This is a genomic window from Chitinophaga barathri, assembly GCF_003807585.1.
Taxonomy (GTDB): domain Bacteria; phylum Bacteroidota; class Bacteroidia; order Chitinophagales; family Chitinophagaceae; genus Chitinophaga; species Chitinophaga barathri.
In genome coordinates this window covers 77,863-90,306 of record NZ_RMBX01000010.1, presented here as the reverse complement: position 1 = coordinate 90,306, position 12,444 = coordinate 77,863, and the positions used below count along the sequence as shown (strand labels likewise).

The window sequence follows — 12,444 nt, the reverse complement described above, 5'->3', positions numbered from 1 at the left end:
TTGCGAAACGATTGTGGTTTATGCGCCCAAACCCGCCGGGAGCGGTACGAACGCTTCCGGCATTTATTCGGGCCATCGTGGTGTCATAGCTCAGGGACTCATAACGTCGAAATTTGGTTGATCGCTGCTTTATGGTGATACAATGATTTGCCTGTCTCCTATCTCAAAATGAACTTCTCCTGTCAGTTCCAGTATTTTTAACACCTGCGATACAGGCACATTACGCGGCACAATTCCCCTGAAGTGCGCGGGCACATTACCTTTATATACTACCTCCACATCATACCAGCGCGCAACCTGCCGCATAACGGAACGGATATCGTTGCCTTCGAACTGGATAAAACCGTTTTTCCAGGCCACCGCTTCTTCGGTATTCACTTCCGGCAGCAACTCGAGCGTGCCGCTCTGGCGGTGCAGGCTGGCGCCCTGGCCGGGTTTCAGCGTTCTGACAACATCCGCCTTTTTTACTTCCACGGCGCCTTCCAGCAGCGTGGTTTTTAATGCGGGTTCATCATCGTACGCCATAATATTAAAATGCGTGCCGAGTACTTTCACTTCCATCTCCTCTACTTTTACTACAAAGGATTGACCTGCCTGTTTGGAGACTTCAAAATAAGCTTCGCCTTTCAGCTCCACTACCCTGCTCCTGCCGCTGAAAACAGCGGGGTAACGCAGGCTGCTGGAAGCATTCAGCCATACTCTGCTGCCGTCAGGCAAGGTAATGGTGTATTGCCCGCCGCGGGGCGTGGCGATCTTGTTAAAGACCATTTGGCCGCCATGCTGTGGCGCATCGTATTGTAATTCCCCGTTGCGGGTCTTGATCACTTTGGTGTTGCCTTGTTGCGCGAGTATGCCATTGCCCGCACTGTCCAGCGATATTTCCGTACCGTCCCCCAGCGTGAGCACAGCTTTGTTGCCACCGGGAGCAATGTCTTTCTGAGGTTGCGAAGCCAGTACAGGTTCTTTTACGGCAGCGGGCCTGCGCAGCAGCCAATAGGTAGTGGAAGATACCAGGAGCAGCACCACGGCCGCCGCCCACGCGCGACTGCGCCAGGGGATTATTTTCGCCGGTTGAGGGCGGTCTGCTTCGAGGATCTGATCGGCCAGCTTGTTCCAATGCGCCTGGTCGTATGCCTGCCGGGGCGCCGCATCTTTGCGCAGCAGCGCTTCCATTTCCAATGCGCGCTCCCCGGAGGGATCATGCTGCACAAAGTCGGCAAGCTCCTGCAATTCTTCCGCTGTGGCCGTGTGGTCCGCGGCTTTTTTAAGAAGTTCGGCTATACGTTGTGGAGTAGTCAATTTTGGTATCGTTTTTCAGTTTACGTGGCGCTTTCATATTAACAGACGCGCAACCGGATATTTAGGACCTATCGGAATGAAAAAAAATTTCAGGAATTTAGAAATGAGCCATGGTAGCGGGAAAGCCGGGTCGGTAACCCGACCTTACAGGGTCAGCACAGCCGGCAGGTACCATAATACCACCAGCGGCAGCCAGAACCCGCCCGCTTCCATATGCCGCCGGATGGTTTGCAGGGAGCGGACGAGGGAATTTTTTACGGTACTGGGGGAAAGATGGAGCTGCTCCGCTATTTCAGGGATGCGAAGGCCTTGCTCACGGCTGAGTTTGTAGATTTTTTTCGCCTGGGCAGGCAGTTGCTGCACCGCCTCTCCTACTGACCTCAGCATGGCCGCGTATGCCACCGCTTCTTCCGTGGTACTGCGCATTTCATCCTCGCCCTGGGGCATGGCATCCAGTGCTTTGTGATGTATGCTGCGGCGGCGCAGCCAGGTAAAGGACTGGTAAAAGACAATTCGTAGCAGCCATGAACGCGGATTTTCAATGCCGGGCAGCTTGTCGCGGCTGAGCCATACCCTTAAAAAGGTCTCCTGGATGATATCTTCAGTTACGGACGCGGTTTTGGTCAGGTGCATTACCAGCGGCTCCAGTTGCGGTACATAGGCATGGTACAGCTCGCGGAAAGCGGCTTCGTCGCCTTCAGCGATTAACTGAAATAATGCTTTGTCTGTGTGCGAACGGTCGAACATGCCTGAACGTGGATGCGATTGCTGGTTGAATGATCTCCAAAGTAATAAATTTATTGAAAAGGAGTCGTTCTTTCGGTGGCGGCCGAATAAAAAGGATTTTCCCACTGTCTTCCAGCCTGAAACACAGCCCCCGGACAGCCGTATAAACGGCAATGATGCCCGCCTCACACAGCCCTGCCGTTGATATTCTTTGTATATTAGCCGCATCTCATCGTACCTGCCATGACAATAAAACCTTGCACCAAAGAAGACATAGAAGACCTGATCCGGGTTGCGGCACAATCATACCGGGAACATTACCCCTACTTGTGGGAAGATGGAGGGGCAGAATGGTATATCGCAACTAATTTTAATGCTGAAAAATTAGCAGAAGAGATCTCGGACCCTAATGCGGCGTTCTATTTGATCCATAACGGGCAAAAACATGTGGGCTTTATGAAGTTGAATATAGACAGCGCGACCGGTGACTTTTCCGCGGACGCGGCATTGGAACTGGAGCGCATATATTTTATAAAAGAAGCCGCGGGAAAAGGTTTGGGTAAAGAAGCGATAGATTTTGTTTTGAACTATGCAAAACAAATACACAAAAGCGTCATCTGGCTCAAAGCAATGGACAGCAGTACGGCCGTTGAATTTTATAAAAAACGAGGGTTCCGGGTTATCGGCGAAACAAAACTTGATTACACAGCCCTCAGGAACGAATACAGGAAAATGTTTGTTATGGCGCTGCAGCTATAAAAAGAAATAGCTGCGGGATAAAAAAGCGGCTGCCATCGGATGCAGCCGCTTTTTTCTATTTGGTTTTAGAATGGAGTGTCAGTTATCGCATTTCCCTCACCGCCAATACCCAATGATATACGCAGCAAACCAGCAACACCGCCACAGCTCCCCATTGCGCGCCAGCCGCATCAGAAGCAACGCCCATCACCAACGGGAATATAGCACCGCCTGAAACGCCCATGATCAGGAGGCCCGACACTTCGTTGGACCTTTCCGGCATCCGTTGCAATGCAAAGGAGAACAGGATGGAAAAAATATTGGCGCAGGCAAATCCGGCCAGTGCAACACCGGCGTAGATCAGGCCGGCATTGTGGGCGAACAGCAATATCACCATGGCGGCCACCGCCGCGATGGCGGACCCGAGATAAAACCTGTGAGCGGGCCATTTGGCCAGCAGAATGGCGCCAAGGAACGTGCCGGCGGTCTTAAAAACAAAATATACGCTGGCTACATAACCCGCCTGTTCAAGCGCCATGCCCGTGCGCTCCATCAGTATTTTGGGAGCGGACACATTCAGCCCCACGTCAATGCCTACCAGCGTCAGGATACCGAGGAAATACAGGAATATCCTGCCATCACCCAGCAGCGCGAAGCATTCCGCAATGGTAGACGTATTTTCCTTGCGCCCGCCTTCATGCAGCGGCGTGGAGCCCAGCCAAAGGAACGACAGCAGGGTGATGCCCGCAAATAACGGGAACAATAACTGCCAGTTTCCGAAACGTGTGCCGGCATATGCCGCGATAATTGGGCCCAGGAAGGAAGATACCGCTTTGATGAACTGCCCGGTAGTAAGGCTGCTGGTGAGGCGGTCTTTACTCACCACATTCGTCAGCAGCGGGTTGAGCGCCACCTGCAGCAGCGTATTGCCGATGCCCAGCAACGCAAAGGCCGATAACACCACGGGTAAAGTATAGGATATCATCGGCACCAGCAGGCCGATGCCGGTGATGAGCAGACTCAGCTGCACCGTGCGTTTTCTGCCGATCCTGTTCATGAGCATGCCGGTAGGCACCGAAAAGATCAGGAACCACAGGAAAACCGCCATGGGCAATAGGTTTGACAGGGTATCCGACAGGCCGAAATCCTTTTTTACATAGTTGGTGGCAATGCCCACCACGTCTACGAAGCCCATGATGAAGAAGCCGGACAATATGGGAGCCAGCCGTAAAACACTTGTTTTGGCGGGCGGAAGAGATGAATCGCTGGTAACTTGCGTCATAAGTTGTCTGATGTTGTATTCATTATAAATTCAGCAGGGCCATGCGCGCGTATAGTTCTGCAATGCAGGCTTCGTCCAGCAGCCATTTGGGCTTTCCGGCGTCATCCCTTTTGTCGCTCCAGTTATGGTTGAGCAGGCCGAAACGGTCCCGGTTGTTCCAGGCATGGTCTACCCGCGCAATAATAGCTTTCAGATATACAGGATCTTTTTCAACGGCGTAGAGCGCGGCATACCCGCGGAACAGTACCGTGGCAAACCATGGCAGGTCGCAAAATTCGCTCCGCATACCTTCCTGTGGCTGGCCGAAATAGTGATAAGCTGATTGGGCGGTCTGCTTCGCATCCCGGTAATATTTTTGCTGCCGGGTGAATGAATAAAGCATCATGGCCGCTTCCAGCATAGATCCTGTATTATAGGTGTAATAAGTTGGATTGACGGCGCCCGTAGCGGTTTTTATGTCGTTCCGGTACAAGCCGGCGGAGTCGCGCAGATGCCTGTTCATCCAGTCATAAAATTGAATGCCCTGCTTTAAATAATACGGATCTTTCGTGGCCTTATATATTTTGAGGGCGGCCAGTGTGGCCATGCCGTTGCTGCAGGCCGGCTTTTGATCGCTGTGGCCTTCCAGCCAGGTAACGCCGCCACCAAGTACATCCGTCCACCCGCTCATAATGAAGGCGAATACTTCACGGGCCCTGGAAAGATACACCGGGTTGCGGGTATTTTCGTAGGCTTCCATATAATCGATGGCCACGAGGCCGTTGTCATCATAATAACGGTCCACCTTCTCGAACTTTGACGGGTAAGCCTGGTACCCGGCAGGTTTGCGTGTGGTATCGCGGTATTGATACATGGCCGTCATGGCGGAGTCCACATAAGGTTGATAAGCCGCCTTTTTACCGGGCAGCCGCATCATGACATTGGCGGAAGTTACCACACCGCTGAGCGGCCAGAGGTAACTCACTTCTTTTGATTGTACGTTCCCGTCCTGCATGTAAGTGAGGGAATCCTTGTACTGCTGCGGGTAATATTCCGAGAAAAGCCCATGCTGTGGTACGCGGTACAGTGTCCATACCCGGTGGAACATCTCCGTTGCCCTGCGCTGATACTCGCCTGCCGGCTGTACCTGCTGCGCTGCAACCGATAGTGCCATCCCGGTCAACACCATGCTGATTAATATCCTTTTCATAATTCCCCGTTGGGATGCATCCGCCCGCTGTACGATCACCGCGAGCAGAAGCACCGGTTTATTGTTCGTTTTTCCAGATCGATATCCTGGCATAAATTTCTACCATACCAATTTGCGTGAGCAGGGAATAGTATCTCCCGAGATCGGAGCCAGACCAGTCCTCGTAGAACTGGAAGGTGCCCGGCAGCCTGCTGTGCTGCCACGCGTAGTCTACATTCGCTACGAGTGAGTTGATGTAAGTAGCGTTTTTATCTACCTCATACAGCTCCAGGTAACCGCGCAACAATACAGCGGTAAACCAGGGGTCGTGCGGTACGAAGAACCGGCCGATATTACTCACCTCGCGTGTAAAGAAATTATATGAAGCCTGTGCCCATGCTTTCGCGTCCGTGAGATAGGCTTCTTCCCCGGTGATCTTGTACAGCAGGGCGGCATTCTGGATCATGGCGCCGGAGTTATAAGTCCATTTGGCATAATTGATGCTGCCATCCTTGATCCAGACAGAGTTCCAGAAGATCTGATCAGAAGGGTCCAGCATATACTGTTTCACCCAGTTATACCACCGTTTGGCGGAGGCAAGATAGGCTCCGTTCTGTTCCTGCTGGTACAGCTGCAGGGCCAGTGTGGCGGAAAGGGCGGTCACGTTGGTGGCCTTGATATGATTCGGATCGTCAGGATTGTTGCGCACCCCTTCGTTCCAGTAAAGACCACCGCCCGCTTCAGGGCTTTCGGCGGAGGCGCAGAACTCGTAACAGATCTTCGCATTGCTGAGCAACTGGCCGTCGCGGGTGAGCCGGTAGGCCTCCAGCATGTCTATACCGGTAATGGCATTATCGTCGTAAAAACGATCCGCCAGGCCTTCACTTACCGGAACGGACTGGTAGCCTGCCGGTTGGCGGGACGCATCCAGGTAACCCTGCATGCCTGCCAGCGTGCTGGTATAATACCCTTGGTGCACTTCATCGGTAAACCCCGTCTGTTTGAGCAGCGTAGCCGCCGTAAACATCGCGGAGTATGGCCACAGGTAGGCATACTTCGGGTCTCCGGGCTGTACCGGAAAACTTTCCCTTACATAGTGGCTGCCGCTGATGCCGTAGTTCCTGTAAATATCGTCGAGCGCCTGGCTGGCTTTGAGTTTGTAGGTCAATGCCACCGAAGTGGTATCGCCTTCCACTTTCACGGGCGTGTCTTCCCGCTCCTTGTAACACCCGGTAACGGTAAGGGTAAGCGCCGCTGCGGCTATGATTAAGATGTTAGATCTCATGTACATGATTTAATAATTCACCAATTAGTGCACGGTCAGTTTGTAGGAATAATCTTCCTTTGCATTCAGCTGCAGGATAAAATCCCCTGTTTTTCCATCAGCCCCTGCCGGGTATTTATAGGTGAAATCCCACTGTGAATTATCCACCGGCACGAGTTTGTAATAAGCGGCCGGTGTATTGGCATCGGGCGGTGTGGAATTGACCTGGTTCACGCTGCCGTAGTAGGCTGTGCCGGTGGTGCCGCCTGCATCCACGGTAGTGAACTGGAATTTGAAACGGTCATCTTTCCAGCTGCCGAAATCGAAGTAAGCAATGGGTAAACCCTGCGCCGTCCATGTACCGTCACCGGTATAGGCAAGTTTGCCGACCACTTTGTTGTACGCGGATGCGAACACGCCTGCATCGGTGATCTCAATCATTTCCGCGGCGGCATTTGCAAAGTCGAGGCGGATGCGGTATACCTTATCGCCGGTCTGCTGGTTCTCTCCGCCTTCCTGCAGCCTGTTGCCCTGCATGGAGTAAGTTACCGGCGTACCGCTGTTACGGTCAACGAAGGTGAAAGCGCCGTCCTTCAGACGGGTAAATATTTCGAACACACCATCAGTACCCAGTTTCATGGCTTTAGCGGCGGCAAGGTCCGTTCCGCCTTCAGTGGCTGCACCGGTGATGAACACGTTGGCGGGTATTTCCGTAAAGCCGGAGGGCCTTTCGATCACGATCACCCTGGTGGAATCCGCGCGCTTTGCGTTGAGGCCTTTGCTGGCGATCACCGTCCATTGCAGGGAACCGGCGGTGGAGGGCTGAATGCCCGCCTTGCTGGCCACGGAGTTCAGTATTTTATGGGAGAGTGCAAGGGAGTTCTGCACCCCGTTGCCGTTGGAGGCAATAGTATAGATGGGATGCTGAAAATCACCGCCTATGGTATCAAACGCCACTTCATACATCACGAGGCTGCCGTCTTCCGCCCTGGCGGGGCTCCACTCAAAGTTCACCACGGCGCTGGTGGCGGGTTGCAACTTGTAGTATTTGCCCATTTCCGGGTAATACAGTTCGTTGACGGTGGAAATATTGCTGTTGATGGTTTTGTCCTTTTCGCAGGAAGCAAACGCTCCTATGACCAAAAGCGCGGCCAGTATGTTGTATATCCTGAAATTGAGAGTACGTATCATGATAGTATCTTTTGAATGTGTATTGATAAAGGTTGTACAGGTCACCAGCCGGTATTGTTAGGCAACAGGTGGTTGTTCATGTCTATATCCGCCTGCGGCACGGGCCACAGGTAATGTTTGCCGGCATCGAACACACGCCTGTCCACTATGAGATGGCTGTTGCCCACCTTCATGCCGTATAGGGTTCCATTCATCACGGTTTCCGCGATCTTCCAGCGGCGGATGTCGAATATCCGCTGGCTTTCCAGCGCCAGTTCAGTCCTGCGCTCGCGGCGCACGAGGTCCGTTTTGGCGGTGTTGCTTAAACCGGCGTAGTTCGAGAAATTGAGGGCCGCAGGGTCGCTGAAACCCGCACGCTGACGGATGACCTTTATGGTTTTATCCCAGGTATCCGCATCCAGCTGGTTCATCATTACTTTTGCCTCCGCGTACATCAGCAGCACGTCCGCATAGCGGAGGAGGATAAGGTTGAGGCCGGAGTTGTTATTGCCATCCGCCGTACGGTCATAGTACTTGCGGAAGTAATAACCTGTTTTGGAGGCGTCCGCTTTGTCCGCAGCGTTATCGCCAGTGCCAGGTGCCGTCCGGATGGTAACGGTTTCCCCACGCTTGGTGGTGAAAGAAGAGCCATCGTGAATGATAGTAGCTTCCAGCCTCGGGTCACGGTTGCGGTACGGGGCATTATCATCATAACCGGAGCCCGTTTCGCTGATGCTCTTGCCGTTAGTCATGATAAAATCGTCTACCAGGGACTGGGATGGAGCCATGCCGCTGATGAGCGTGCCTTCGGTAAAAGGAATAAAAAATCGTTGCATGGAATGCGTTCTGCTCACCGGTACAAACTCCAGGTTGAGGATCACTTCGCTGTTATTCTCATTCTCCGGCTGGAAAATGCCGGGGAAGGAAGGGAACAGGGTGTAAACGCCGTACGTGCCTCCCATGAACTGCTCCAGCACGGCGGCTGCTTCACTCCACTTGTTGTCGTACAGCAACACTTTGGCCTTCAGCGCCATGGCCGCGCCTTTGGAGATGCGCCCTTTTTCGGCGTCGCCATATTCCGCTTTTAATGGCAGCAGAGGCGCCACTTCATCCAGCTCGGTGAGTACATAGGCGAGCACCTCCGCTTTGGATGTGCGGGCAATGTTGAAGCTCTCTTCATAAGAGATCTCATTCTTTATCAGCGGCACGTCCGCATACCAGCTGATCAGGTGGAAATAATGGAAGGCTCGGATAAACCTGGCTTCGGCAAGGTACCGGTCCTTCAGGCCGGCGTCGAGGCCGGGCACTTTATCTATATTGGCGATGAGATTATTTACGTTGCGGATGCCCCCGTAGTGGAATGCCCACTCCCCTGCCACGCGGTTGGTACGGCCGTCGTAGGCGCCCGCGGCAATGCTTTGCGCAGCGCCGCCATTCACGGAGCTGGAGCTGAAGGAATTATCACTGAGACTTTCGTTGAAGAAATAATAGTCATCTGAATACATCCCGGCGTAGCAGTTGTTAAGCACCTGCGCCGCGGCTTCCGGCTTTTGCCAGAAGGTAAGATCGGTATCCTGGTAGGATGGGCCCAGGTCCAGCTTCTTACAGCCCGCCGCTCCAAGCAGCAGTACTCCCAACACTATTGAACAATATTTTTTTATCCTCATAATGCGATCATTTAAACGTGGTTAAAAGTTGACATCCAGTCCTACCGCCCATACTTTCTGAACCGGGTAGACGCGGCCGCTTGTAGAGCTGCCCAGCTGGTTCAGGTTGAGGGTATTGTTAAATTCCGTTAGTTCGGGGTCCATTCCGTTTTTCATGCCTGTAACGGTCCACAGGTTCTGCCCCGTGAGGTATACCCTTACCTTCTGGATCTTTGCACGGTTCGTCAGGCTGGCGGGCAGTGTATAACCGAGCTGCGCATTTTTCAGCCTCGCATAAGCAGCGTTCTCCAGCCAGAAAGTGGAGTTAGCCCTGTTGTTGACAGATTCCGTACCGATAGTAAGGCGCGGATAACCTGCGTCGGGGTTATTCGGCGTCCACCTGTCGATATGCTGTGAATACACGTTATCCCAGTTGTTATGGAATGCCTCTACCCCTTCACCGCGCAGGAACACGTTCCTTTTACCCACGCCCTGTATGAAGATGCTGGCATCAAAGCCTTTCCAGGTAACGCCGTAGTTGAGCCCGAAGGTGAAGCGGGGGAAAGGATTGCCCATGACGAAACGATCGTCGTTATTGATCACGCCGTCTCCGTTACGATCTACGTACTTGATGTCGCCCGGTTTTACCTGGCCCGCGAAAGCCGGTTTAGGACTGTTTTTGATATCGTCCAGGTTCTGGTAAAAACCATCGGCTTCGTAACCGTAATAGGCGCTGATCGGGTATCCTTCCCGGTTAATGTAGGTTACGTCTCCTTCCTGGATGAAGGTGCGGCCTTTGAAATCAACGATCTCGTTCAGGTTGTCCGCCAGGTTCGCACCCAGTGTATGATTGAACGCACCGGTTTTGGCCTTGTAGTTAATGGCCAGTTCAAAACCCTGGTTCTTCACCTTGCCGGCGTTCTGGAAGGCCGGCGTGGCACCGTACAGGCCGGGTGCGGGCAGTTGCAGCAAAATATTATCCGTGATCTTGTGGAAATAATCGTAACTGATAGTAAGACGGTTATCAAGCATAGACAGGTCAAAACCGATGTTGGCGGAGTTGGCGGATTCCCAGGTGATCACCGGGTTGCCTACCGCGAACGAGGAGCCTGGCTGCGCGAGGTTGTTGAAGCCGTACATATTGCTCACGGTGGTATATACATTCATGTAGCCGTAATTGGATATGATCTGCTGGTTGCCCAGCTGGCCCCAGGAACCGCGAAGCTTCAGGTCGCCCACCTTTTCCTTCACCGTTTCCATGAACGGCTCGTCCGTAATACGCCATGCGGCGGAGAACGACGGGAAGAAGGCGCCGCGGTTGCCTTTGGCAAAGCGGCTGGAAGCATCGTAACGGAAATTGAACTCAAAATAATAGCGGTTGTTGAACGCGTAGTTCAACCGGCCGAATGCGGAGTTGAGCGCCCATTGGTCAATACGGGTATCATACGTATCGTTGAAACCCTTGAGGGTTTCGGTGCCGGCGATGGAATCGCCCGTCATGTTATCAACGTTGAGCCGGCGGGTCTGGCTGTACTTGTTCTTCCAGCCTTCGGTGGCATAACCCAGCAACACTTTTACTTCGTGCACCTTGTTGAAGGTACGGTCATAATTAAGCAATGCCTGGAAGTTGTCCTGTATGCTGCGCGCGTGGTTCACCGTCCTGGAACTCTGGTTGTCCGACCCGGAATAGGGCGTGTAGTCGATCGAGCGGCGGAACTCATCCATGTTATTCACGCGGATATCCGCACCGTATACCACTTTGGCGGACAGGTGTGGAGTAAGCGCGTATTCCGCATTGGCCATGTAGTTGTAACTATCGTTGTTATACCGCCTGCGGCCACCCTGATCCAGCTGTGCCAGCGGATTGTTGGATGCAGTAGGCGCCAGGAAGTAGTTGCCGTCAGCGTCTTTAATAGGATAAATGCGGGGAATGCGGATAGCTGTGGAGATCAGCCAGTCGGAATAATAGGCATGCTCCCGGATATCTTGTTTAGCATAAGCAAAATTACCGCCCAGCTTTAATTTGCCCAGCTGTGTGCTGAGGTTGGTGCGCGCATTGTAACGCTGGTAGCCATAACCAGGCCCGCGGTAAAGGCTGTTCTGGTCCATATACCCTCCGGAAACCAGGTAGGATACTTTACCCACCGCGCCCGTTACCCCTAGGTTGTGATTTTGCTGAAGGGCGGCGGGTCGCATCACTTCGTCCATCCACCATTTTTCAGAGCCTTTTTCTCCCTGCTGGCGGATCTGTTCGGGGGAAAACTGTGCCGTTTGCCCGGAATTGACCAGCGCTTCATTTTTTAGCTGCATGTATTCCACCCCGCTCACCGGTTTGATGAGGAAAGTAGGCTGCTGCGCGCCCACCATACCATTGTAGGTAATGCGGGGCACTTTGTTGAGTTTTCCTTTTTTTGTGGTGACGAGTATCACCCCGTTAGCTGCGCGGGAGCCATAGATGGCGGACGATGCCGCGTCTTTAAGTACACTGATGCTTTCAATGTCGTTTGGATTGAGCAGATCGAGCGATCCGGGCACACCATCCACCAGCACCAGCGGGCTGGAGTTGTTGACCGTGCTCACGCCGCGCACGTTGATATTGATAGCGGCGCCTGGCTCCGTAGCGTTCTGCTGGATGATAAGGTTAGGCGCAGCGCCCTGCAGGGCCTGTACCGCGCTGGTAACCGGTTTACCTTCCAGGTCTTTGGCGGTCACCACGCTCACCGCACCCGTAAGGCTGGTGCGCTTCTGGGTGCCATAACCTACCACCACCACATCCGATAATGTGCTGCTGGCCGTTTTAAGGGATATGTTCACCTGCGCCGCGGTCGTGAGCGGCACCTCCTGGCTGGTGTAGCCGATGGAGGAGAACACCAGCAGCTGGTTGCTGCCGGCCGGTATCTTTAAAGAGAATGCACCTTCGGCATTCGTAGCCGTGCCGGCACCGGTACCTTTGAGCGAAACGGATACGCCAGGGATAGGCTGTTTCGTAACATCGTCTGTAACGCGGCCTGTAATGGTACGTGGTTCCTGGGCGTACGCGGCGCTGCCCATCATCAGCAGGAGCAGCAGCACCATCAGCGGGAGCCTGCTCCTGCGCGGGAGCTTTTCTGTAATAACGTGACTATAAGCTAGCATAGGCTTAATTTTTTTT

At 53.3% G+C, this 12,444-nt stretch carries 9 protein-coding genes; 1 reads left to right on the top strand and 8 read right to left on the bottom strand.

Annotation, left to right across the window (positions count from 1 at the left end):
- Positions 1-129 precede the first annotated feature (129 nt).
- Together EG028_RS18130 and EG028_RS18125 are read right to left on the bottom strand one after the other, a co-directional pair.
- Complete coding sequence (locus EG028_RS18130; RefSeq protein WP_120515749.1) at positions 130-1,299, bottom strand: FecR family protein; 1,170 nt, start codon at positions 1,297-1,299, stop codon at positions 130-132.
- Positions 1,300-1,443: 144 nt separating this feature from the next.
- Positions 1,444-2,046, bottom strand: a complete 603-nt coding sequence (locus tag EG028_RS18125; protein WP_162946346.1) for an RNA polymerase sigma factor — start codon at positions 2,044-2,046, stop codon at positions 1,444-1,446.
- Positions 2,047-2,268: 222 nt separating this feature from the next.
- Here EG028_RS18125 and EG028_RS18120 point away from each other — a divergent pair, with 222 nt between their 5' ends.
- On the top strand, positions 2,269-2,784 hold the full coding sequence (locus EG028_RS18120) for a GNAT family N-acetyltransferase (protein ID WP_120515747.1): 516 nt from the start codon (positions 2,269-2,271) through the stop codon (positions 2,782-2,784).
- Positions 2,785-2,866: 82 nt separating this feature from the next.
- On the opposite strand, the gene EG028_RS18115 is transcribed toward EG028_RS18120, so the two are convergent.
- Genes EG028_RS18115 through EG028_RS18090 form a run of 6 tightly spaced genes read right to left on the bottom strand, consistent with a single transcriptional unit; the run spans position 2,867 to position 12,428 of the window.
- The gene (locus EG028_RS18115; RefSeq protein ID WP_120515746.1) at positions 2,867-4,045 is read right to left on the bottom strand and encodes an MFS transporter; all 1,179 of its coding nucleotides are present in this window, start codon (positions 4,043-4,045) and stop codon (positions 2,867-2,869) included.
- Positions 4,046-4,067: 22 nt separating this feature from the next.
- Positions 4,068-5,234, bottom strand: a complete 1,167-nt coding sequence (locus tag EG028_RS18110) for a glycoside hydrolase family 76 protein (RefSeq protein ID WP_120516014.1) — start codon at positions 5,232-5,234, stop codon at positions 4,068-4,070.
- Positions 5,235-5,292: 58 nt separating this feature from the next.
- Complete coding sequence (locus tag EG028_RS18105) at positions 5,293-6,498, bottom strand: glycoside hydrolase family 76 protein (protein WP_162946344.1); 1,206 nt, start codon at positions 6,496-6,498, stop codon at positions 5,293-5,295.
- Positions 6,499-6,522: 24 nt separating this feature from the next.
- Positions 6,523-7,668, bottom strand: coding sequence for a SusE domain-containing protein (locus EG028_RS18100; RefSeq protein ID WP_120515744.1), 1,146 nt, complete (start codon positions 7,666-7,668; stop codon positions 6,523-6,525).
- A 41-nt stretch (positions 7,669-7,709) separates the two neighbouring features.
- Positions 7,710-9,287 (bottom strand): RagB/SusD family nutrient uptake outer membrane protein, encoded by a 1,578-nt coding sequence (locus EG028_RS18095; RefSeq protein ID WP_162946342.1) that lies wholly within the window; start codon positions 9,285-9,287, stop codon positions 7,710-7,712.
- Positions 9,288-9,335: 48 nt separating this feature from the next.
- Positions 9,336-12,428, bottom strand: a complete 3,093-nt coding sequence (locus EG028_RS18090) for a SusC/RagA family TonB-linked outer membrane protein (protein WP_120515742.1) — start codon at positions 12,426-12,428, stop codon at positions 9,336-9,338.
- Positions 12,429-12,444 lie beyond the last annotated feature (16 nt).

Excerpts from the sequence above, each read along its gene's own strand:
- EG028_RS18125 (WP_162946346.1), bottom strand. The coding sequence starts at position 2,046 with ATGTTCGACCGTTCGCACACAGACAAAGCATTATTTCAGTTAATCGCT.
- EG028_RS18115 (WP_120515746.1), bottom strand. The coding sequence starts at position 4,045 with ATGACGCAAGTTACCAGCGATTCATCTCTTCCGCCCGCCAAAACAAGT.
- EG028_RS18110 (WP_120516014.1), bottom strand. The coding sequence starts at position 5,234 with ATGAAAAGGATATTAATCAGCATGGTGTTGACCGGGATGGCACTATCG.
- EG028_RS18120 (WP_120515747.1), top strand. The coding sequence starts at position 2,269 with ATGACAATAAAACCTTGCACCAAAGAAGACATAGAAGACCTGATCCGG.
- EG028_RS18090 (WP_120515742.1), bottom strand. The coding sequence starts at position 12,428 with ATGCTAGCTTATAGTCACGTTATTACAGAAAAGCTCCCGCGCAGGAGC.
- EG028_RS18100 (WP_120515744.1), bottom strand. The coding sequence starts at position 7,668 with ATGATACGTACTCTCAATTTCAGGATATACAACATACTGGCCGCGCTT.
- EG028_RS18105 (WP_162946344.1), bottom strand. The coding sequence starts at position 6,498 with ATGAGATCTAACATCTTAATCATAGCCGCAGCGGCGCTTACCCTTACC.